Annotated in this window: 27 protein-coding genes; 16 read left to right on the top strand and 11 right to left on the bottom strand. The window is 28.0% G+C overall.

What is annotated here, in order from left to right:
* The first annotated feature begins 5 nt into the window (after positions 1–5).
* From B0174_RS12165 to B0174_RS01665, 3 genes are all read left to right on the top strand, one after another.
* Positions 6–161: a hypothetical protein gene (locus B0174_RS12165; RefSeq protein WP_165790376.1), complete on the top strand. Its 156-nt coding sequence runs from the start codon at positions 6–8 to the stop codon at positions 159–161.
* Positions 162–282: 121 nt separating this feature from the next.
* Complete coding sequence (locus B0174_RS01670; RefSeq protein ID WP_108557908.1) at positions 283–2,001, top strand: nitrite reductase; 1,719 nt, start codon at positions 283–285, stop codon at positions 1,999–2,001.
* 46 nt (positions 2,002–2,047) lie between these two features.
* On the top strand, positions 2,048–2,467 hold the full coding sequence (locus B0174_RS01665) for a thioredoxin domain-containing protein (RefSeq protein ID WP_108557907.1): 420 nt from the start codon (positions 2,048–2,050) through the stop codon (positions 2,465–2,467).
* Here the strand turns inward: B0174_RS01665 and B0174_RS01660 are convergent.
* Both B0174_RS01660 and B0174_RS01655 read right to left on the bottom strand, forming a co-directional pair.
* Entirely contained in the window at positions 2,460–2,645 is a 186-nt protein-coding gene (locus B0174_RS01660) for a hypothetical protein (protein WP_108557906.1), read from the bottom strand. The genes B0174_RS01665 and B0174_RS01660 overlap by 8 nt on opposite strands.
* 8 nt (positions 2,646–2,653) lie before the next feature.
* Entirely contained in the window at positions 2,654–3,274 is a 621-nt protein-coding gene (locus tag B0174_RS01655; RefSeq protein WP_165790375.1) for a tetratricopeptide repeat protein, read from the bottom strand.
* A 125-nt stretch (positions 3,275–3,399) separates the two neighbouring features.
* Between B0174_RS01655 and B0174_RS01650 the strand changes: the two genes are divergently transcribed.
* Genes B0174_RS01650 through cobA form a run of 4 tightly spaced genes read left to right on the top strand, consistent with a single transcriptional unit; the run spans position 3,400 to position 6,684 of the window.
* A complete protein-coding gene (locus B0174_RS01650) occupies positions 3,400–3,726 on the top strand; it encodes a c-type cytochrome (RefSeq protein ID WP_108557904.1) in 327 nt (108 codons plus the stop codon).
* A 4-nt stretch (positions 3,727–3,730) separates the two neighbouring features.
* Positions 3,731–4,852, top strand: coding sequence for a radical SAM/SPASM domain-containing protein (locus tag B0174_RS01645; RefSeq protein WP_108557903.1), 1,122 nt, complete (start codon positions 3,731–3,733; stop codon positions 4,850–4,852).
* A gap of 3 nt (positions 4,853–4,855) precedes the next feature.
* Positions 4,856–5,950 (top strand): cytochrome D1 domain-containing protein, encoded by a 1,095-nt coding sequence (locus tag B0174_RS01640; RefSeq protein ID WP_108557902.1) that lies wholly within the window; start codon positions 4,856–4,858, stop codon positions 5,948–5,950.
* 2 nt (positions 5,951–5,952) lie between these two features.
* Positions 5,953–6,684 (top strand): uroporphyrinogen-III C-methyltransferase, encoded by a 732-nt coding sequence (gene cobA, locus B0174_RS01635; RefSeq protein ID WP_108557901.1) that lies wholly within the window; start codon positions 5,953–5,955, stop codon positions 6,682–6,684.
* 28 nt (positions 6,685–6,712) lie between these two features.
* On the opposite strand, the gene B0174_RS01630 is transcribed toward cobA, so the two are convergent.
* Positions 6,713–7,345: a Crp/Fnr family transcriptional regulator gene (locus tag B0174_RS01630; protein WP_108557900.1), complete on the bottom strand. Its 633-nt coding sequence runs from the start codon at positions 7,343–7,345 to the stop codon at positions 6,713–6,715.
* Between the two features lie 76 nt (positions 7,346–7,421).
* The gene (locus B0174_RS01625) at positions 7,422–7,796 is read right to left on the bottom strand and encodes a hypothetical protein (RefSeq protein WP_108557899.1); all 375 of its coding nucleotides are present in this window, start codon (positions 7,794–7,796) and stop codon (positions 7,422–7,424) included.
* Positions 7,797–7,943: 147 nt separating this feature from the next.
* Here B0174_RS01625 and ahbA point away from each other — a divergent pair, with 147 nt between their 5' ends.
* Positions 7,944–8,945 (top strand): siroheme decarboxylase subunit alpha, encoded by a 1,002-nt coding sequence (gene ahbA, locus B0174_RS01620; RefSeq protein WP_108557898.1) that lies wholly within the window; start codon positions 7,944–7,946, stop codon positions 8,943–8,945.
* 16 nt (positions 8,946–8,961) lie between these two features.
* Positions 8,962–9,354: a hypothetical protein gene (locus B0174_RS01615; protein WP_108557897.1), complete on the top strand. Its 393-nt coding sequence runs from the start codon at positions 8,962–8,964 to the stop codon at positions 9,352–9,354.
* Positions 9,355–9,382: 28 nt separating this feature from the next.
* Here the strand turns inward: B0174_RS01615 and B0174_RS01610 are convergent, their stop codons facing one another.
* From B0174_RS01610 to B0174_RS01585, 7 genes are all read right to left on the bottom strand, one after another.
* The gene (locus tag B0174_RS01610) at positions 9,383–10,246 is read right to left on the bottom strand and encodes an ORF6N domain-containing protein (protein WP_108557896.1); all 864 of its coding nucleotides are present in this window, start codon (positions 10,244–10,246) and stop codon (positions 9,383–9,385) included.
* A 91-nt stretch (positions 10,247–10,337) separates the two neighbouring features.
* Positions 10,338–11,204: an ORF6N domain-containing protein gene (locus tag B0174_RS01605; protein ID WP_108557895.1), complete on the bottom strand. Its 867-nt coding sequence runs from the start codon at positions 11,202–11,204 to the stop codon at positions 10,338–10,340.
* A 290-nt stretch (positions 11,205–11,494) separates the two neighbouring features.
* On the bottom strand, positions 11,495–12,013 hold the full coding sequence (locus B0174_RS12355) for a hypothetical protein (RefSeq protein WP_228156393.1): 519 nt from the start codon (positions 12,011–12,013) through the stop codon (positions 11,495–11,497).
* A gap of 53 nt (positions 12,014–12,066) precedes the next feature.
* A complete protein-coding gene (locus B0174_RS12350) occupies positions 12,067–12,363 on the bottom strand; it encodes an ORF6N domain-containing protein (RefSeq protein ID WP_228156392.1) in 297 nt (98 codons plus the stop codon).
* 161 nt (positions 12,364–12,524) lie between these two features.
* Positions 12,525–13,757, bottom strand: coding sequence for a hypothetical protein (locus tag B0174_RS01595; protein ID WP_108557894.1), 1,233 nt, complete (start codon positions 13,755–13,757; stop codon positions 12,525–12,527).
* Positions 13,758–13,782: 25 nt separating this feature from the next.
* Entirely contained in the window at positions 13,783–14,397 is a 615-nt protein-coding gene (locus B0174_RS01590) for a hypothetical protein (protein ID WP_108557893.1), read from the bottom strand.
* 432 nt (positions 14,398–14,829) lie between these two features.
* Positions 14,830–15,723: a glycosyl transferase gene (locus B0174_RS01585; RefSeq protein ID WP_108557892.1), complete on the bottom strand. Its 894-nt coding sequence runs from the start codon at positions 15,721–15,723 to the stop codon at positions 14,830–14,832.
* 142 nt (positions 15,724–15,865) lie between these two features.
* Here B0174_RS01585 and napA point away from each other — a divergent pair, with 142 nt between their 5' ends.
* The 7 genes from napA to B0174_RS01550 are packed head-to-tail and all read left to right on the top strand — an operon-like array spanning position 15,866 to position 22,793.
* Positions 15,866–18,676, top strand: a complete 2,811-nt coding sequence (gene napA / locus B0174_RS01580; RefSeq protein ID WP_108557891.1) for a nitrate reductase catalytic subunit NapA — start codon at positions 15,866–15,868, stop codon at positions 18,674–18,676.
* Between the two features lie 29 nt (positions 18,677–18,705).
* The gene (gene napG / locus B0174_RS01575; protein ID WP_108557890.1) at positions 18,706–19,518 is read left to right on the top strand and encodes a ferredoxin-type protein NapG; all 813 of its coding nucleotides are present in this window, start codon (positions 18,706–18,708) and stop codon (positions 19,516–19,518) included.
* A gap of 8 nt (positions 19,519–19,526) precedes the next feature.
* Positions 19,527–20,348, top strand: a complete 822-nt coding sequence (napH, locus tag B0174_RS01570) for a quinol dehydrogenase ferredoxin subunit NapH (protein WP_108558066.1) — start codon at positions 19,527–19,529, stop codon at positions 20,346–20,348.
* Positions 20,335–20,940 carry a nitrate reductase cytochrome c-type subunit gene (locus B0174_RS01565; RefSeq protein WP_108557889.1) on the top strand — a complete coding sequence of 202 codons (606 nt, stop codon included), beginning with the start codon at positions 20,335–20,337 and terminating at the stop codon, positions 20,938–20,940. The genes napH and B0174_RS01565 overlap by 14 nt, the downstream gene beginning before the upstream one ends.
* Complete coding sequence (locus B0174_RS01560; RefSeq protein WP_108557888.1) at positions 20,940–21,419, top strand: ferredoxin-type protein NapF; 480 nt, start codon at positions 20,940–20,942, stop codon at positions 21,417–21,419. The genes B0174_RS01565 and B0174_RS01560 overlap by 1 nt, the downstream gene beginning before the upstream one ends.
* Before the next feature lie 10 nt (positions 21,420–21,429).
* Positions 21,430–22,389 (top strand): hypothetical protein, encoded by a 960-nt coding sequence (locus tag B0174_RS01555; RefSeq protein WP_108557887.1) that lies wholly within the window; start codon positions 21,430–21,432, stop codon positions 22,387–22,389.
* A gap of 17 nt (positions 22,390–22,406) precedes the next feature.
* Entirely contained in the window at positions 22,407–22,793 is a 387-nt protein-coding gene (locus B0174_RS01550; protein ID WP_108557886.1) for a chaperone NapD, read from the top strand.
* The last annotated feature ends 1 nt before the right edge of the window (position 22,794 follow it).

Raw genomic sequence — 22,794 nt, 5'->3', positions numbered from 1 at the left:
ATAACATGTTTGAACCAATGACAGATTTAGTACCTAGTTTTTTTGCAATATTAAACCAAGGTCCATTAACATTAACTATTTTTCTTCATACTTTTATTGTACTTCCAATGTTCTGGATTTATAGACAAGAGAAAAAAAGACTAGAAGACGAACAAAAATAAAAATCAAGAGAAGTTTTTCTCTTGATTAGAACAATTGTATAAATAGTAGAACTGCGTTCTAAGAGACTATTTATTGGTAGTAAGGTATGAAATTACATTAAAAAAAGGTAAGGAAAACATTATGAAAATTGGAAAAATTTTAAGTTTAACGGCGTGTTCAGTAATAGCAGCAAGTTCTTTATTTGCAGGAAGTTCAACTATGAATTTCGCAAATGTATATGAAAAAGAGTGTCAAGGATGTCATGGTCCAATTCACCAAGGTGGAGTTGGTTCTGATTTAAGACCAGATGCTTTAAAGAAAAAAGAAAGACATGTATTAAGAGATGATATCTTAAATGGTATTCCTAATACTGCAATGCCTCAATGGCAACATTCATTTAGTAAAGATGATGCAGATGGAATGGTTGACTGGTTAATGAACTGGAAAGACAATACTAACTTTAAATTAAATTTAGAAGAAATCAAAGGTACTTGGACAAAACTAGCTGATAGAGAAGAATTAGCTAAAAAATATCCAAATGCAGTTGATACTAAATCAGTTCTTGATGTTACATTTGCAACAGAAAGAGATGCTTCTTTAGTTGACTTTATTGATAGTACAACTGGAAAAGTTTTATCTAGACATAAAGCTGGATTTGCTGTACATGTTACTGTTACAAATAAGAAAAATCCAAGATATGCATACTCAATTTCTAGATCTGGAAGATTAACAATGTTTGATATTGCAGCACCTGGTCAACCAGCAATTGCTTCAGTACAAGTTGGATTTGAATCAAGAGGACTTGCAGTTTCTCCAGATGGAAAATATGTAATTGCAGGAAACTACACTCCAGGTGGAGCAGTTTTATGTGATGCTATGACTCTTGAGCCGTTAAAAGCTTATGATACATCTGCTGTTATCAATATGGATGGACAAATTGAAGCTTCTAGGGTTGCATCATTAGCTGATACTCCTTATGGACCTTATTTTGCAATGGCATTAAAAGATGCAGGAAGAGTATATTTAATTGATTATTCTAAACCTGGATTCCCAATCGTTGGAGATGTTGCTAACATTGGAAAAATTTTACATGATGCATTCTTAAATGAAGATGAAGGTAAAGATTTCGGTAGATACTATATGATTGCTTCTCAAGGAAGTGATGTTATGGGTATCGTAGACTTTAAAGAGAAAAATTTAGCTGCAAAAGTTTACACCGGTGAAAAATCTAAACCACATCCAGGTCAAGGATCTTCTTGGTTTAATAAAACAATGGGAAAACAATTACACGCAACTGTTTCTATGAACATTGGTTCTGTTGTAATTTGGGATTCAAACTGGGAAATTGTTAAAAAAGTTCCAACTTCTGGTGGTGGATTATTCGTAGGAACTGCTCATGAAACTCCTTATATCTGGGCAGATACTGTAATTGGAAGTCCTGAAACTTATAATGAAGTTTACTTAATCAATAAAGAAACTTTAGAAGCAGATAAAATTGTAAAAGTTGGAAAAACTGAAGGTCAATTAATTGATGCTAAAACTAAAAAAGTTTTACAAACTTGGGATGCAACACAATATGAAACGATTACTTTCCCTGAATCTGATCCACAAATTGGAAAAGATAAAATTATCAAATATACAGATAAATTAGGTGAAAAAGTTAAAAATCCTGTTCAACCAAGATTATTACACGCTGAACCTGCAAATCATGGTAAATGGACTATGATTTCTGAGTGGACGACTGGAAGAATTGGTATTTATGAATCAGATAGTGGTAAATTTGTTAAATATATTAACAACTTAACTACTCCTACATTTACTTATTCTGTTGAACACAGACAAACTATTCCTGGTGCTTAATTAGGAAAAATTAATACCCATCTTTTAAGATGGGTATTTTTATATTATGTATAAAATACTTTTAATTCTAATCTTACTTCTTTCAAATCTATTTTCAAATAATATTCCAAACAATATTTCTTGGTATCATTCTTATGATAAAGCTTTAATAACAGCGCAAAAAGAGAAAAAGAATCTAATGCTTTTTATAGCATCAAGTAAAAACAATAATTCAAATGAGATTTTAAAGCAGTATTTTATAAATCAAGATTACATAGAGTATATAAATAAAAAATTTATAAGCGTTTTAATAACAATTGAACACAAAACTTCATATCCAATAGAGCTATTTTATACAACAAGTTTTCCGAGTATATTTTTTGTATCGTATGAGGATGAGTCATATTTAACTCACCCTATTTATAAGTTTAATTCAAAAGAAGAGTTTCTAAATATTTTATATTCAATAGATTTAAAAACTAAATAAAATATAATCCAGCACCAACAATCAAAGCTAAAACTATTGTTATTGATACTGTTAAAATACTATACATTCTGTCACTAATTTCCATCTTAGTCTCTAAAAAACCAACTATTTTAATAGCAGGATAAATCATAAATACTAAAAGAACACTAGTAAACGCCAAAGTCATTATAATATGCATTTTAAATCCTATAACTCTTTTTCTAACTCAAATTGTTCCCATAAAGAAGCAGCTTTTTCATTTCCATTATCTTTTGCTTTTTTAATATACATTGCAGCTTTTTTCATATCTTTTGGAATACCTTGTCCTGACATATACATAAAACCTAAATTTATTTGAGCATTTTCATCACCTAATAATGCAGCTTTTTCATACCAAGAAGCTCCTGTTTCATTATTTATAGGAACTCCAATTCCAATTGTATACATATATCCTAAATTATAAGCAGCTTGTGGATTATCCAAAAGTGCAGCTTCTGTAAAAAGTGCTATTGCTTTTTTATAATCTTTTGGAACACCTAAACCATTCATGTAATTATTTCCAAGTTGTGTCATTGCATAAGGATTTTTTGCATCACTTGCAATTTGTAACCATTTTATTGATTCTGTTGTATCTTTTTTAACACCATCACCATTGTGATACATAATTGCTAAATTATGTGCTGCTTGAGAATTACCAGTATTAGCACTCTTTAAAAAATATTCATAGGCATTTTGATACTGTTTATTTTTGTAAAAATCAAGTCCTACATCATAGTCATTTCCAAATAAGAAACTTACACAAGCCATTGAAAATAAGAATTTCTTCATCATCTTTTCCTTAATAAATATATATCTTATTCTACCCATTTTTATTAATTATTTATTGACACCAATCAATCCTTTAGATTTTTCTTTATGTTAAGATTTATCTATATCAAAAAAAGGAGTACAACATGAGTATTAAGTATAAAATACCTCTTGTACTAATATTTTCTTTTAATCTTTTAAATGCTTCAGCATTAGATGGAGAGAAAGTATTTAAACAATATTGTTGGGGCTGTCATCACGAAACTTCAGTTGCTTTTGGTCCATCATTTGAACAAATAGCAGACAAAAGAACTGTAGGAGAGATTCAAGGGCAAATAATAGCTCCTAAATCAATGTATAAACAATTAGGTTATAAAAGATCAGTAATGCCTAGCTTTAAAGATGAATTATCTCAAGAGCAACTAGACGCTATTACCGATTTTATACTATCATACAAATCAAAAAAGGATTAGGAAAATGTTTAGATTATCAAATTTGATTAAATCAACTCTCGAAAATCAAAAATCAAGAACATTAGATGGTTCTATTATGATATGGAATTTTACAAATAGATGTAATTTACTTTGCCATCACTGTTATAGCAAAGCTGATGCAAATGAAAAAGATACTTTGACTTTTGAAGAGATTGAACAAACAATTTCAAAACTAAAAGCTGGTGGTGTAAATTTTGTTATTTTTTCAGGTGGAGAACCACTTTTAAGAAAAGATATTTTTGATATTGCTAAAGTTATGAAAAAATATAATATAATGACATATTTGTCTACTAATGGAATTTATGTAAGTCCTAAAAATGTAGATCAAATTATAGAAACTTTTAATTATATTGGTATTTCAATAGATGGAATTGAAGAAATTCATGACCAATTTAGAGGTCAAAAAGGTGCATATAAAAAATCTATTGAAGCTATTAAATTAATACAAGCTCATGGTGGAAATGCTGGAATTAGATTTACAATCACAAAAGAGACACAGGATAGTTTTTATGCAATGTTTGAGTTATGTGAAGAGCTTAAAGTTGATAAACTATATATTTCACATCTTGTTTATTCAGGTAGAGGAAAAGATAATCTTGAAATAGATATATCAAAAGAACAAAGAAAAAAATATGTTGAATTTATTATTGATAAAGCATTTGAATATTACAAAAATGGAAATAATATTGATTTAGTAACTGGAAATATGGAAATGGATGCAATAATGCTTTTAAATAGATTTAAAAAAGAGTATCCAGATTTTGTAGAAACTTTAAAGCAAAAGCTAAAAACTTGGGGAGGAAATTCAGCTGGTCATAGACTTGGAAATATGGACTGGGCTGGAAATGTAAAACCTGATCCATTTTTTCCTTTTGTTGTTGGAAATTATTTAGAAACACCTTTTGATGAGATTTGGACTTCTAAATCAAATGAAATCTTAAATAAACTGCGAGAACATCCAAGACAAATAAAAGGAAGATGTGCGCAATGTAGATATATTGAAATTTGTAACGGAGGTTCAAGATCGCGTGCATATGCAATTAGTGGGGATTTGTGGGAAGAAGATCCATCATGTTATTTAACTTTAGAAGAAACTAGGAGATAGGAAATGAAATTATTAAATTTATTGCTAATTGTAAGTATTGCAAGTAGCTGGGTTTTGGCAAAAGAGAAATTTTTCGTAGTTGAAAGAGAAAGTGAATCATTAGCAACAATCTACAATGGTGTAAAAAGAACCAATATTGAAGGTATGCATAACATGAATCATGGTGTTGTAAAATTTGATGGAAAAGATGGTTATGTAATTTCAAGGGATGGTTTCGTAGTAAAATTTGACCCTGATTCTGAAAAAATCTTAGCAGAATATAAAACTTCAAAATCAGCAATTGGTTTTGTAATTGGAGCAAACTATGTTGCAGTTGCAAACTATGATGATAAAAGTGTTGATATTTTAGATAGAGATTTAAAACCTTTAGAAAAAATTCAAACAAATTCAAAAAATGTTGGAATTAAAACATATGAAAATTATCTAATATTCTCACAAATGGATAATGACACAATTTCAGTTTACAAAGATATGAATGAAGGTAAAAACAAACCCAATTTTAAATTATTTAAAGAATTTAAAGATGTTGGAGAACTTCCTTTTGATGCTATGATAAAAGATGAAAAATATATAGTTGGATTTTTTACTTCAAAACATTTTGGTGTACTTGATTTAAAGAAAATGGAATACAAAAAAATTGATGTTTTCTTAGATGAAAATAGACAAATGGTTTTAAAAGTTCCTCATTTTGGATTTTGGTCAATTGGTGGAGATAAAATATTTGTTCCAGCAGTTGGTGATAATAAAGTAATGGTTTATGACAATGATTTTAAATTTGTAAAAAATATTCAAACTCAAGGATTACCTGTATTTACAAGTTTAAGCCCTGATAAAAAATATTTAGCAGTTACATATTCTGGAAAAGATTTTCCAACTATTCAAATAATTGATACTACAACTTTAGAAATTGTTCATACATTTAATTTTGATGGAAAAGTATTACATGTTAGATGGTCAGAAAATTCTCCACAACTTTATGTATCGGTAAATGATACTAATAAAATCGCAGTTATACACACAAAAGAGTGGTTTTTAAATAGAGAAATATTTAATGTTAAAAAACCTTCGGGAATATTTATATATGAGGATGGAAAATAATCATGGCAAAAGTATATTTAACTGGAGCTGGTCCTGGTGACATGGAGTTAATGACTCTAAAAGCAGCAAGAGTAGTAAAAGAAGCTGATATAATCATCTATGATAGACTTGCAAATCCAGGAATTCTTGAAATGGCAAAAGATGGTTGCGAAATGATTTATGTTGGAAAACAAGATGGGAAACACTCTGTTCCTCAAGATGAAATAAATGAAATCATTTATCAAGCTGCGTTAAAATATGAAAATGTTGTAAGATTAAAAGGTGGTGATCCTTTTGTATTTGGAAGAGGTGGAGAAGAAGCTATTTATCTTTTTGATAGAGATATAAAGTTTGAAATAATTCCAGGTATTAGCTCATCAGTAGCTGTTCCAGCCTATGCTGGAATTCCTGTAACTCATAGAGGAATAACTACTTCTTTTAGAGTAGTAACGGGACATGAAACACCAAAGAAAAAAATATCACAAATAGAGTGGCAAACTTTCTTAAATGATGAAACAATAGTATTTTTAATGGGATTCCATAATATCAAACTAATCACTAGAAAACTTATGAATCTTGGGAAAAGAAAAGATTATCCATGTGCTGTAATTTCAAAGGGAAGTACTCCTGAACAAGAAGTTGTTGTAGGAACTTTAGAAACAATAGTTGAGCTTTCAAAAGATATGCCAACACCTGCTATTATTGTTATTGGTGAAGTTGTAACTTTAAGAGATAAAATTAAGTGGTTTAAATAACCACTTAATCAAAAGCATTATAAAAATCTTATAAAAATAAAGCGCTTAATCGTTCTTTATCTACTGTCTTCTTTTTATTATCAATTAATCCATCATTTTTAAATACTCTTAACATTCTTGAAAGTGTCTCAGGTGAGATGTTTAGGATTTCTGCAACTATTATATTTTTTGTATTAAAAAACTCTTCTGAGTGGTCACATAGGTATTTTGCTATTCTTTCTTTTGAATCTAAAACAACATGTAAAGATACTATATTTTCAAGGTTTCTTATTTTTTTTATTAAAGAAGTTTGAATCAAAAAAGACAAATTTGGGTCTGAATAAATTATGTCTTTTAAACTTACAAAATCAATTCGTAAGACTTCTGTATCTGTAAAAGATTGCGCAGTTGCTGGATATGGAATTTGTTCAAAATTTGCAACTTCAGCTATTAATTCATTTGAATGGAAATATTTTAAAAGTATCTCTTTATCATTTGATGAAGTTTTATAAAGTTTCACTATACCTTTTTTCAATAAGAAAAGATATTTTGGATCATCTCCTTCGTAAAATAAAACATTATCTTTTGATAATTTTAGAAAAGTAGTAAATTCACCTATTCTGTCTAAAGTTTCATCACATAAATCTTTAAATAAATATATCTCTTTTAACTTATTCTTCATATAAACTCCTAATCTTTAACAGTAGATTATAATCAATAAATAATTATAACCTACTGTTTACTCTAATTTTCATCAATTAAAAACTAAAATAATTTTTAACCCAGTCTAATTCATCTTTTGTTTTTAATTCTACTCTTTCTACTTCATTTTTATCTTTATCTAAAATTATCAAAGTATTATTTTCTAATTTCAAGAAATCTTCACCCCATAATTTTTCAAGTTGCTCTAGTCTTAAAAACAACTCTTTTGCTGGTGGCTTTTCTTTTATCCCTGTTTCATTACTTACAATAGAATATCCACCTACTCTTTTTTCTAAAGTATAAGGCATATGTTTTTGTAAAACTGCATAAACTCTTTCATTTTTTGGACTAGGCATTCCTTCTTTTAAAGCCATAATTCCTAAAAACATAAACATTGCAAAAAATGCAAATAATAATAATTTCTTTTTCATTTATCTTCCTTCATAATACTAGATTTATTATATTTAAATTAAAAAATAAAACTCTTAATTCATATCAAGTAATTTAGTTGTTTTAAATCAATGCATAAATAATTTTTTGTTGTTATACTTTTTGAAATTTTATTAGGGGCAGAAAAAATGAAAGACCAAATATTATATAGAATACAAAAAAACTTTCCACTTACTATTCGACCTTTTGAAGAAATCGCAAAGGAATTAAATACTACAGAAGATGAAGTTTTAAGAATCTTAAAAGAAGAAAAAGAAAACAAAATCATACGACAAACTTCAGCGATATTTGATACAAAAAAACTAGGATATACTTCATCTTTAGTTGCTTTTGAGATTGCACCTGAAGATATTGATGATGCGGTTTTAATACTAAACTCTCATCCTGGAATTTCACATAATTATGAAAGAAATCACAAATATAATATTTGGTTTACACTTGCAATCGCACCAAATTCTAAATCAACTTTAGAAGATACGATTGCAACTTTAGCAAAACTTACAAATGCAAAAGATTATATTATTTTGCCTACATTAAAACTTTTTAAAATCTCTGTAAAACTTGATACTACAAATAAAGCAGAGAAAAAAGAGCATGTTGCGAAAACTGATTTTAAAGGTATGGAGTTAAATGAATATCACTATAATATAATCAAAGAAGCTCAAAATGATATAGAAATAAAACAAGAACCTTTTAAAGAAATGGTAGAAAGACTAGGTATTTCTTATGATGAATTTTTTAGCGTTTTAAATGAATTTCAAGATACAGGTGTTATGAGAAGATTTGCAACAATATTAAATCATAGACACGCAGGTTTTGGAGCAAATGCAATGGTTGCTTGGGACATAGAAGAAGGGGTGAAAGGCGAAGAAATAGGAAAAATCGCAGCTTCATTTTCTGCTGTTTCTCATTGTTATTTAAGACCAAAATATCCAACTTGGAACTACAATTTATTTACAATGATTCATGGTAAAACAGTTGAAGATACACAAGAAGTAATAAATAACATAGCAAAAGAGATAGAATACAAATCAAATCTTCCACTTTATTCATCAAGAGAATTTAAAAAAGTAAGAATTAAATACTTTTGTGATGAATTTAAAAACTGGGAAGAAAAATATTTAAATTAAAAAAAGGATTAATACAATGGAATTATTTTTAACATTAGAAGCTGGATATTTGGCAATCGCAATCTTCATATTGGTTGTTACGATCATCGTTACTACAAGAAAATTTATACCCGCTGGTGTTTGGAAAAAAGCATTAACGATTATGGTTGGAATCATGGGGATTTTTATTGGTTCACACTATGTTGTGACAATTGACAGAATTAATGAAGTTGAAAACGCTTTTAATAATCATGAAAAAATTATATGTGAAAACAGAGCTATAAGAAAAGTTTCACAAAGTGTAACAATCGAAAAATCAAATGAATGGACACTTGAAAATCATATGTTATCTTCACCAAATTATAGTAGAGATTTCTTCACAGCAAGATGTATAAAACATGTTCCTGTAACTTTGGATCAAACTAAGTAAAGTAGAGTTTTTACTCTGCTTTAAAATACTATTTTAATCTCTTTAAAACTTCCAAAGTATTCATCTCAAACTTAGAAAAAGCAAACCACTTTTTACCCAAATCTTTCAGACTTGCTCCTAAATGGTAAATATCTTTTTTATCAATAATTAGAAATCTATCATGGGAATTTTTGAATTCAAATAGTTCTATATTTTGGTATTGTTTTTGATATTTCTCAAAATCTAATTTTAGTTGTTTTGAAATATTCTGAGTATAAATTTTTATTTTATTATTTGGATATTTTGAGAAAAGAGTAAATACGGTTTCATCAATATAATTGTCAATTAGGATTATTTCACTATTGGCTGTTTTTATTAAATCATTGATAAAAACATAAGCATCAAAAATCTCTCCATCATAAAATATTCCTTGTTTTGGTTTTAGTGATTTATTTTCTAATGCTGCAAAAAGCCTATCAAAGTTTTTATCATGAATACTCAATCTTTGCTCTACTCTTTCAAATCTCTCAAACATAGATATGTTTTGTGAGATAATTTTTCGCAGATTAGCAAAAGTTTTTATGATATATACCGTTACTTGAGAAGCCATTTTACTTTTCAAAATTGTGGCTAACATATAAATACCTTGTTCAGTAAAAACTTTTGGATTTATTCTTGTTTTTGAGAAATTTGCGGTCGAAAATTTCGACCGCAAATCTTCAAATTCATAATCTGATAATTCAAAATAAAAGTCATCTTGAAATTTATCTTGGTTATTTTTAACTGCTTCATTTATTCTTTTTGTCTCAACTCCATAAAGTTCAGCCAAATCTTTATCCAACATAACTTGAAGATTTCTTATTGTGTAGATTTTATCTTTTATATTATTTTCATTGATTATTAATTCTTGCATTTTTTAGCCTTTGAAATTTCTATCTTATTATATTTAATTTCGAAACTAATAATTAAAAACATTACAAATCGTTATTCTTTTCAAATTTAAATTATTCTAGTTTCTCCAATATCTTCAAATTCTCAATCTCAAACTTAGAAAATGCAAACCATTTTTTACCTAGGTCTTTTAAACTAGCGCCTAGATGATAAAGCTCTTTTTTATCAATAATTAAAAATCTATCATGGGAATTTTTAAACTCTTTTAATTCTATATTTTGGTATTGCTTTGAATATTTCTCAAAATCTAGTTTTAGTTGTTTTGAGATATTTTGAGTGTAAATTTTTATTTTTATGTTTGGATATTTAGAAAAAAGAGTAAAAACTGTTTCATCAATGTAGTTATCTACCAAAACAACTTCATGAACCGCAGTTTTCAATAAATCATTTACAAAAACATAAGCATCAAATATTTGTCCATCATAAAATATTCCTTGTTTTGCTTTTAAGGATTTATCTTCTAATGCTTCAAAAAGTTTATCAAAGTTTTTATCATGGATTGTTAATCTTTGTTCAACTCTTTCAAATCGCTCAAATATAGATATATTTTGTGAGATTAGTTTTCGCATAGATACAAATACTCTTATTATTTGAACACTTATATTTACAGCAATTTCACTTTTTAAAACAGAACTTAGCATCGATACACCTTGTTCTGTAAAAACAAGTGGTAAACTACCTCCAAGATGTTTTCTTGAAGGTATCGCATTTTGCGATACCATAAAATCCACTTCAGTTTCACTAAGTTGAAACATAAAATCATCTGGAAATCTAGCAATATTTCTTTTAATTTGTTCTCTAAGTCTAATAGGTTTTACTCCATAAAGTTCAGCCAAATCTCTATCCAACATAACTTGAAGATTTCTTATTGTGTAGATTTTATCTTTTATATTATTTTCATTGATTATTAATTCTTGCATTTTTTAGCCTTTAAAATTTATACAAGAATTATATAAATTTTTTTGACTAATGATAAAAAATATTGCAGTTTGTTATTATTTATTTTCTTATTTTTGATTTTTATTTATTTTATAAAATAAAATTACTTCTAAAAAAGCTTTAAATTAGGGGTTTTAATCATATTTGTTTTCATTTTGTTTTTTATTTGTTTTTTATTTACCAGAAATAAACCATATTCTTTTTTTCTCCATCTCTTTTTATTTCATGTTTTTCATACCTTTTATAATCATATATTCTATCTTGCTAACTTTTACCCTTCCAACTTCTTTAAAATCTCATCTATGTCTAAACTCATCTTTGAAAATGCAAACCACTTTTTACCTAAATCTTTTAAACTAGCACCAAGATGATAAATCACTTTTTTATCTAATATTAGAAATCTATCATGAGAATTTTTAAATTCAATTAATTCTATATTTTTATACTGTTTCTTATATTTTTCAAAATCTAATTTTAGTTGCTTTGAAATATTGTTTGTGTAGATTATAAAACTTATATTTTCGTATTTGCTAAATAGAGTAAAAACCGTATCATCTATATAATTATCTATCAAAACTATTTCGTTAATTGCTAGTTTTAGTAAATCATTTATAAAACTATAACTATCATAAATTTGTCCATCGTAAAAAATATTTTGAATTGGAACACTATTTTTATCTTCTAAAGCTTTAAATATTTTTTCAAATTTATCATCATAACTTATCACTTTTTGCTCAAGATATGTAAATCTTTGAAAAATTGAAGCATTATCGATTAAAAATCTTCTCATATCTACAAAAGCTCTTAATATAGAAATATTTATCTCAATAGCAATTTTACTATTTAAAATACTTGATAAACTAGCAAGCCCTTGTTCTGTAAAAGCGAAAGGTTTTGCTCCTCCGAGATGCTTTTTGAAGGTATCACAGATTGTGATACCATAAAATCTATCTCAATATCTGTTAGCTCAAACATAAAATCTGCGGGGAATCTCTCAATATTTCTTTTCACAGCTTGTTTTAAAGCTCTATTTTCAACTCCATAAAGTTCTGCTAAATCTCTATCCAACATAACTTGAAGATTTTGTATAGTATAAATTTTGTTTTTTATATTATTTTCATTGATTATTAATTCTTGCATTTTTTAGTCTTTGGAATTTATATTTATTATATAAACTTTTTCGACTAATAATAAGAAATATTGCAGTTTGTTATTTTTTGGTAGTTTCATTAAGAGTTAAGAAAAATAAAATGTATCTATCCCCTTTATTTATAATTTAATTCAGCAGTTTCTTTTATCTTTTAACATTTATATTCATTCTCAAGCTCGGACATTTCTATTTTCCATTGTTCAAAATTAGTTTTTTTAGGAGTTATATCTTTTACATGCCTATCTAAATTTCTATTTAATACCATTTTAGAATTTTCTTGCAATTTTTCAAGCTTTATATTTATGGCAACTTCAAGCAAATCTAATAAAGTAGTCCAAAGTTTTATTACATTTTCTCTATTTGGTATTATTCCATCATGTAAAAGATTATTTCTGTCTGTTCTATTACTTTTTAAAATTTGAAAGCTTTGTTCATTTATAATTTTTATTTCATGTAAAATATCATGTTTTGTTTTTATATTGATATTTTTTGGTAATGCTCTTTTCAAAATTTTTGATATAGAAGAGTCTATTTTATTTTGATATAAAAAGTCTGTTATTTGCTCCATAACTATCCATAGATTACTTAAAGATTCAGCTATTTTTCCTTGATTTAAATAATGATATCCCAATGCTAAAAAGATAGGCGAGAAATTCACTTTATTGATTATATTGATGCCAAAGTTATAAGCTTCTATAAATTCTTCTACTTGTATATGGTTGGGATACAGTGCTTTTATTCTTTCTGTTATGCTTGAAGATTTATTTCTAAAGTCATTATTCGGTGATGGTATATAAGAAAAATTAGAACCTCCATTTTCTATAATACAACCTTGTTGTAGTTTAGTTAAATCAATAGGTTTTACTAAAATTCCCCCTAAAAACAAAGCTCCTATTATTTCGTTGAATTTACTTACAGCTTTTTCAGTTGTATTGTAGTTTTCATCTATTGGTAACATAATTGAACCATCAAATGTAACTAGAATATCTAATTGAGATTTTTCATCATAATTTTTTAGTTTAGTAACAAACTTTGATAATATTCTTGTGTCATATAAATTACTATTTATTTCATCTAATGTAACTACAAAATCATCTTTGTTTTTAGAAATAATTACAAGTGCTTCAAAAAGAAAAGTTATCCAAGCTGGATCATAACTAGGTATTTCAGAAATTGGTTCTTTATAATCTTTTGGCAAAAAACTTTTTTCAACCCAATTTTCTTCAAACCACATACAATTTTCATTAGGCTTTTGTTTTATATTTTCACTTAAATCTTTTGGAATATTTCTATTGTTTTCCCAAACTTTTTGTTTTACTTGGAATGGTGAAAAAGAAAAAAATTGTCCAGTTTTTTTATCTTGAAGTAATATATCTTTTCCCATATTATAATCCTAGATTTTTATATAATCATTTTTTTGATTGTTGTAATTCATCAATAAATTCTTTATAAATATTTTCATAATCTATAAACAAATAAAATCTTTCTCCTAAAGTAGTAAGTTTATATTTACTTTGATTAAACTGATTATCTATTTTTTCAATTAATCCATAATTTTCTAAACTCGTTAAAGAATATTTTTCATGATCTTTTAAATCTGTAAAATAATGTACATTCTTGTAAACAATTTCACTATGACTTATCATATGTAAAAAATAAAATTGGTGAGTTATTAAATCTTCGATTAATTTTATAAATAATTCTGTTTCCAAATCAACACTTTGACTATTAATCGCAATATTTTTTAAAACAATGCGAAATATTTTAGACTTTATCACATTATTTTCTACCATAGCTTTATTGAATATCCTTAAAAAAGTTAAGGTAAAATCTTCACTTTTTAAAAAATCATCATCTATCTTGTTTTTTATTTTTTCTAAATCATTAAGTATATTTTCTAATAGTTGATTTTTCTTCTTTTGAAGATTATCAGGTATATATTTATCTATTAAAACAGATATTCCTCCACCAAATGGTAAAGTACTAATTCCAGCTACAATGGTATTTTTTAAATGCAAATTCATTTATTGCCTTTTTTTTGTGTTCTAAATTCTCTTTGTACTAAAAATAGAATATTTGAAGATGTAGAATATAAATCATAATCTACAAGTGATTTATCTAGATTTTTTATAACTCTTTTTTTATGAAACCCTTCATAATTTCTTAAATTTAGAAATAGATAAAAGTACTTTTATTAGTTCATTTAAAATCTCGTTATTATAATTTTTTATAAAACCTTTTATTTTTTAGTATATCAATTAGTTTTAATAGAATTAATTTAAATCGTAAATAATTTTCATTGTAGATTCAAATACTTTTGAAACAACGACCATCTAAGAACTACTAAACTCTCATCTTGAGAAAAACTTTTTAATACTGAACTTTGAAACATAGACATAAAACTTAACCTTGGATATTTATTTGTGTTAATAATATCCAAAGTATAATAAAAATCGTTATTCAATCATTTCAAAAGCTATCTTTATATCATCGGCTTTTTGGGCAGCTACAAGAAACATTGCTGCGTTTAATTTTGCTAATTTTTCTAGTTCATCACTTGGATTTTTTGTCATATTTAATGACTCCTCAGGTGGGATTATATCTGTTGATTTTTTGTAATTTATTCCGAAATATTCAGGGTCGATTATATATTCACTAATTTTTCCATCTATTGTTTGCCAATATTTACATTTTGAAAAGATTTCGGGTGTTCCTTCATTTCCTTTTACTATGATTAGGTTTTTATAGTTGTTACCAAATATTTGATTATATTTTGCAACATAAGGTTTATGAAAAGCTGCATTTACAGCATAATCAGAAGTTCCTGGATTTAGTAGTTTTTCAACTGTGTTAAATGCAGTTCTTAGTCCTAAAATATTTCTTATTTTAGTTAAATCATTTAACTCTTTAAAATAATCAGCCCTATCAAAATAGAAAATATTATCATCAAATTCTATGTTTTCATAAAGTTGTTTTATTGTTAAACCTTTTTTTGCAGGTTGGATTTCATCGCCACTTACCACAAGATTTAAATCAAACTTTTTCAAATATTTAGGAATCAATGGCAATAAATATGGATTATCAGCTTTTCCATCAAAGGGATAACCTAGTTCTATTGAGTTTTCTATTTTCACTCTTTTTATATATTTATTACAAACTTCAAGAGTTGTTTTTAACTCCTCAACCGTTTCAAGTCTAACACGCCAACCTAATAAAAAAGCTGCGATTTGTTCACTATGAACACTTTGATTTAAGATTGATTCTATCGCATCAATTGTTTCATTTTTTGTTAATTCTCTATTTGATTTAGGACCAGTTCCAACTGCTCTTATATAACTATGAAATCCCATTTTTTATCCTTTTCTTCAACTATTTATATAGGAAGATTTTATCTTAATGAAGATTTCATGGTCTTGATGCAGGTCAACCGTAAATTTGGGCTTAAGTGTTACAATTCAGAGTAAAGAATTATATTTCAAAAAAGGAGAAAAGATGTCGCTTTCAAGAAGAGACTTCCTAAAAAGTTCAGCAGCAGCAAGTGCAGCAGCAGCAATTGGTATGAGTGTACCAGCTGATTTACAAGCACAAGCAGATACAGCTGAAGGTGGTTGGAGATGGGACAAGGCAGCTTGTCGTTTCTGTGGAACTGGTTGTGGTATTATGCTTGCTACTAAAGAAGGTAAAATTGTTGCCGTAAAAGGGGATCCAGCAGCTCCTGTTAATAGAGGACTTAACTGTATTAAAGGTTATTTTAATGCTAAAATCATGTATGGTGCAGATAGATTAAAACAACCTTTATTAAGAGTTAATGCAAAAGGTGAATTTGATAAAAAAGCTGATTTTGCTCCTGTTTCTTGGAAAAGAGCCTTTGATGAAATGGAAAAACACATAAGAGTTGCCCTTAAAGAAAAAGGTCCTGAGGGAGTTGCAGTTTTTGCATCTGGACAACATACAATTATGGAAGGATATGCAGCTCAAAAAATGATGAAAGCTGGATTTAGATCAAATGCAATTGATCCAAATGCTAGACATTGTATGGCTTCTGCGGTTGTTGGTTTCTATCAAACTTTTGGTATTGATGAGCCAAGTGGTTGTTATGATGATATTGAACTTACAGATACAGTTGTAACTTGGGGTTCAAATATGGCAGAAATGCACCCTATTTTATGGTCAAGGGTAACAGATAGAAAATTATCTAATCCAGACAAAGTTAGACTTGTAAATATTTCAACTTATAGACATAGAACTTCTGATATTGCTGATATTGAAATCATTTTTACTCCAAATACTGACCTTGCTTTATGGAATTATATAGCTAGAGAAATTGTATATAATCGTCCAGAAGCTATTGATTGGAATTTCATTAAAGAACATATTGTATTTGCAGCAAGTCCTGTAAATATTGGTTATGGTATGAGAAGAAGTGATGAAAAATCTATCGTTGATGGAAAATATTCAGATTTAGAAATGCAAACTATTTCTAAAGAAATGGAAAAAATCGTATCTGAAAATGAAGCTCCTGCTCTTGCTCCTTATGGATATAAAGCTGGTGATAAATTAGTAAATAAAAATACAGGTTTAGCACACTGGGAAATTTCATTTGAAGATTATAAAAAAGCATTAGAACCTTATACTCTTGATTATGTAGCAAAAATTTCAAAAGGAAATCCTGATGAAGATATTGAAGAATTTAAGAAAAAACTTCAAGCATTAGCTGATTTATATATTGAAAAAGATAGAAAAATTGTTTCATTCTGGACAATGGGAATGAACCAACATACAAGAGGAACATGGGTAAATACACTTTCATATAATGTTCACTTCTTATTAAATAAACAAGCAAAACCAGGTTCTGGAGCATTTTCATTAACAGGACAACCAAGTGCTTGTGGAACAGCTAGAGAAGTTGGAGTATTTGCACATAGACTTCCAGCTGATATGATGGTAGATAATCCAAAACATAGAGAAATCGCTGAAAATGCATGGGCAATTCCTGCTGGAACTTTAAATCCAAAAGGTCACCAACATATTATGAAAATCCATAGAGATATTGAAGATGGAAATATCAAATTTGCGTGGGTAAATGTTTGTAATCCATACCAAGATACAGCAAGTGCAACACATTGGATTAAAGCAGCAAGAGAAATGGATAACTTCATTGTAACATCAGATGGATACCCAGGAATTTCTGCAAAAGTTTCTGATTTAATTTTACCAACTGCCATGATTTATGAAAAATGGGGAGCATATGGAAATGCAGAAAGAAGAACACAACATTGGAGACAACAAGTTTTACCAGTTGGTGATGCAATGTCTGATACATGGCAATGGGTTGAACTTTCAAAAAGATTTACTGTAAAAGATTTATGGGGTGAACAATCACTTTTAAGTTCAAAAGGTGAAATCAAACTTCCAGATGTTATAGAAGCAGCAAAAGCTATGGGATATAATGAAAACACAACTATGTTTGATATTTTATTCGCAAATAAAAAAGCTAAATCTTACAAATTAGACCAAAAAGACCCTGTTCAAGCTGGATATGATAATAGTGAAGGATTTGGTGACTCAAGAAAAGTTCTTGGAAGTGATGGAAAAGTATTCAAAGGTTATGGATTCTTTATTCAAAAATATTTATTTGAAGAGTATGCTGGATTTGGAAGAGGTCATGGACACGATTTAGCTGACTTTGATACTTACCATAAAGTAAGAGGATTAAAATGGCCAGTTGTTGATGGAAAAGAAACACAATGGAGATTTAACACTAAATATGATCCTTATGCTAAAAAAGCAAGTCCTGATAGCGATTTTGCATTCTATGGAACATTAGCAAAAGAGTTAGCTCAAGGTGATTTATTAGGTGTTAAAGACCAAACTAAAAAATCATTAAAAAACAAAGCGAAAATTTTTGCAAGACCATATATGGATCCACCGGAAGTTCCAACAGCTGAATATCCAGTTTGGTTATGTACAGGAAGAGTACTAGAGCATTGGCATTCAGGAACTATGACTATGAGGGTTCCAGAACTTTACAGAGCTGTTCCAGAAGCATTATGTTATATGCATCCTGAAGATGCTGTTACATATGGTGTAAAACAAGGTGCATTATGTTGGGTTGAATCAAGAAGAGGAAAAGTAAAAGCAAGAGTTGAAACAAGAGGAAGAAATAGACCATCAAGAGGTTTAGTATTTGTACCTTGGTTTGATGAAAAAGTATTTATCAATAAAGTTTGTTTAGATGCAACTTGTCCACAATCAGGTCAAACAGACTTTAAGAAATGTGCGGTTAAAATTTATCAAGCGTAAAAGTTTAAACAGAAATAAAAGAAGAAAAGATGAAAACAGAAAAAAACCTACCAATAACTGAAAGAAGAAAATTTTTTCTAACAATTGCACGAGCTACTGGCTTAGCAATTCTTGGAGGTTTAACTTGGAGTGCTTTCGTTGATGAAGTAAAAGCTACTTCATTAATATTAAGACCTCCTGCTGCACTTAAAGAAGATGATTTTTTAGCAACATGTATAAAATGTGGGATGTGTGTAGAAGCCTGTCCATTTGATACTTTAAGATTAGCAAAACCAGGAGATAACAAACCTCTTGGAACACCATTTTATATTCCAAGGGAAATACCTTGTTATATGTGTGTTGATATTCCATGTGTTCCTGTTTGTCCAACAGGAGCATTAAATATAAAATCAGTACAAAATGAAGAAAAAAAACTAGACATAACAAAAGCTCAAATGGGAGTGGCTGTTATTGATGATAGTTCATGTATTGCTTTTTGGGGTATCCAATGTGATGCTTGTTATAGAGCCTGTCCACTTTTGGGAAATGCTATTAGTATTGAATATACAAAAAATGAAAGAACAGGAAAACACGCCTTTTTAAAACCGGTTGTTCATACAGATGTATGTACAGGTTGTGGATTGTGTGAAAAAGCCTGTGTAACACAAAAAGCAGCAATTTTTGTACTACCACGAGATGTAGCTTTAGGAAAAGTCGGAGATCATTATGTGCAAGGTTGGGATAAAAAAGACGAAAAAAGAGTAGAAAATGCTACAAGCACAACTACAAAAACAAAAATAAGTAAAGATAGTGCAGTTGATTCTTTAAATAATAGCAATGATATGGAGGATTTATTAAAATGATAAATAATATTTATAAAAAATATAGATTCCTAATTGCTAGAAGAATTTCGCAAATATCTATTATGGTTTTATATGTAATTGCAAACTTATATGGAATAAATATTTTAATGGGGAATTTAAGTTCTTCATTGGTAGCAAAAACTATTCCATTAAGTGATCCTTATGCTGTTTTACAAATGTTTTTTGCAGGTGCAGTTATATCGTTTGATATTTTGCTGGGAGCTTTTTTTATTCTTATATTTTATATGATTGTTGGTGGTCGTGCTTTTTGTTCTTGGGTTTGTCCTGTAAATATGATTACAGATTTAGCAAACTATTTACGAAGAAAATTTGGATTTAATCAAATCCAAAAAAAACAACCAGCTTCAAGAAGTATAAGATATTGGGTAATAGCAATTAGTCTTGTAATATCTTTTTTTATGGGTGTTGCTGCTTTTGAATTAGTATCTCCTATTTCTATGGTTCATAGAGGAATCATATTTGGATTAGGATTTGGTTGGGCTGCAATACTTGTAATCTTTCTTTTCGATTTATTTGTTTTAAAAAATGGTTGGTGTGGTCATATTTGTCCTCTTGGTGGATTTTATTCACTAGTTGGAAGATTTAGTTTAATAAGAGTGCATCACAATGCTGATAATTGCACAGCTTGTATGAAATGTAAAGAAGTTTGTCCTGAAAATCAAGTTTTACACATGGTTACAAAAACTTCTATTCCTGTATTAAGCGGGGAATGTACAAACTGTGGAAGATGCGTAGAAGTTTGTGATGATGATGCTCTTAATTTTTCAATAAAAAATTTAAAAAAGGAAAACAAAAATGAAGTTAGGTAAATTAGCTTTAGCAATAACAGTAGCAACAACAATATTATTTGCTGCAAGTGCACCAAAAACAGTGACGGAAGATTCGTTAGGTTTAAGAAAAGTTGACATATATTCAGAAGACAAAGCTGCTCCTGATGAGACAAAATATGGTACTTCACAACCAATGAGTGGATATAAAATAGAAAGAGCTTACCAAAATGCTCCTCCTATGATTCCACATGATGTTGAGGGATTATTAGAAATTACACCTGATAATAATGCGTGTGTTGGTTGCCACGATGCAGCAGTTGCTGAATCTATGGGTGCAACTGCTATTCCAAAATCACACTATATTAATTTTAGACCAAAAAATACAGTTCAAGAAGATGGTAGTTTTGTAAAAGAAGTTGATAATATGAAAAATGAAATTTCAATAAAACCTATTGACACATTATCAAATGCAAGATTCAATTGTACTGCTTGTCATGCTCCTCAAAGTACTGGAGGTTTAGCTGTTGAGAATACTTTTAAATCTAACTTTACAAGAAAAGATGGAAAAAGTCATTCAACTTGGAATGAAGTTATGACTGATGATTTAGATACTCTAAAAAATAAAAAATAATGAAAAGAAGAGAACTCTTTAGTTCTCTTGTTTCATCATTTAAAAAAGATGAGAAACAAGAGAAAATAATAAGACCTCCTTACTTTAAAGATGAAGATATTTTCTTTACAAACTGTAAAGATTGTGAAGGTATTTGTGCTACAGTTTGTGAAGAAAATATAATATTTATTCAAGAAGATTTTACTCCAAAACTTGATTTTTCATCAAGTGGATGTACTTATTGTGATAAATGTGCAGAAGCTTGTCCTAATGAAGTTTTAACTATTGAAGATAAAAAAAGAATAAATATAAAAATAGAAATAGATGTTTTATCTTGTTTATCATGGAATAAAACAATGTGTTTTTCTTGTAAAGACCCATGTTTAGATGATGCAATAGATTTTTTAGGTATGTTTAGACCAAGTATAAATGACTCTTGTACTTCATGTGGATTTTGTATAAAAACATGTCCTACAAATGCCATAAAAATTGTTAGTTAAAGGAAAATAAATGAGAAAAATCATATTTACATGTTTAACTATTTGTTTATATTTATCTAGCTCTTGGGCAAAAGATTTAATTCCAAACTATTCTTTAACCACAAGTGGTGGAGTAACTGATTTGGTTTTAAAAAATGAACATTTATATGTGGCAACAGCTGCATCTAGTGTTGATATTTTTGATTTAAAAACAAAAGAAAAAGTTGATTCAATTAAAGTTCCAAAAATCAAAGATTTTATGAATGAAACTATAGATGCAAGGATTTATAGTGTTGATATTTTAGAAAATGATTTACTAATTTTATCTCAAGGTGAAAATGGTGGAAGAAATATCGATATTTATAAAGATGGAAAATTAAATAAAATCATAGAAGATAAAGATAGATTATTTATTGCATATGCAAAATTTATAGATGAAAATCACATAATTTATGCCCTACTTTCAAATCAAATTTATCTTTATGATCTTAAAAATAAAAAGATAATAAACGAGACTCAAATATCTCAATCAAAATTTTCAAATTTTAAATTAAATGAAGATAAAACAAAAGTTGTAGTTGCGGATGAAAGTGGTATTTTAACTATGGTTAATACAAAAGATTTAAGTCAAATAAAAAAATTTGATACTTTAAATCTTGATAATGTTTTCCAAGTTGACATAAAAAATGATATTATTATTACAGCTGGACAAGATAGAAGATGTGCGATTTATACTTCAGACAAAAAAAACTCTTATTATAAAGAAGCCTCTTTTTTAATATATAGTGCAGCTTTAAGTCCAAGTGCTAAATTAGGCTCTTTTGCAAGTGATGAAGAGAATAATGTAACTGTTTTTAATATAAATACAAAAGAAAATTTATATAAATTAACACAAAATAGAAGTACTTTAACAAATATTTTATTTATAAATGAAAATGAAATTTTTGTATCAAGTGATGATAAAAAGATAAATTATTATAAAATTGATTAAATTAAAAGGATTATAAAATGAATATTTCAAGTATCGTTGTAAAAACATTGCCAAAACATATAAACGAAGTTGTTGAATCTTTAAAAAACTGTGATGTATGCGATTATCATATGCATGATGAGTTAGGAAGAATCATTATTACAATTGAGGGAAGAGGTGTTGCTGAGGAGCTAAAAAAATTAAAAGTTATTGAAGCCATTCCTCATGTAATGAGTGCTGATATGCAAATGGCTTATAGTGAAGATGAATTAAATTCTCATATGGAAGTATTGGAAAATGCAGATGCTGTGCCAAAAGTTTTAAATGACCATACAATTGATGCTTCAAATATAGTTTATAATGGAGATTTAAGAAAAAAAGATTTAGAGGGATTTGCTGAATCGTTTGATAAAACAGGAAGATAAT

Source organism: Arcobacter caeni (assembly GCF_003063245.1).
Classification (GTDB): domain Bacteria; phylum Campylobacterota; class Campylobacteria; order Campylobacterales; family Arcobacteraceae; genus Aliarcobacter; species Aliarcobacter caeni.
This window is presented reverse-complemented; position numbering and strand designations above follow the sequence as displayed.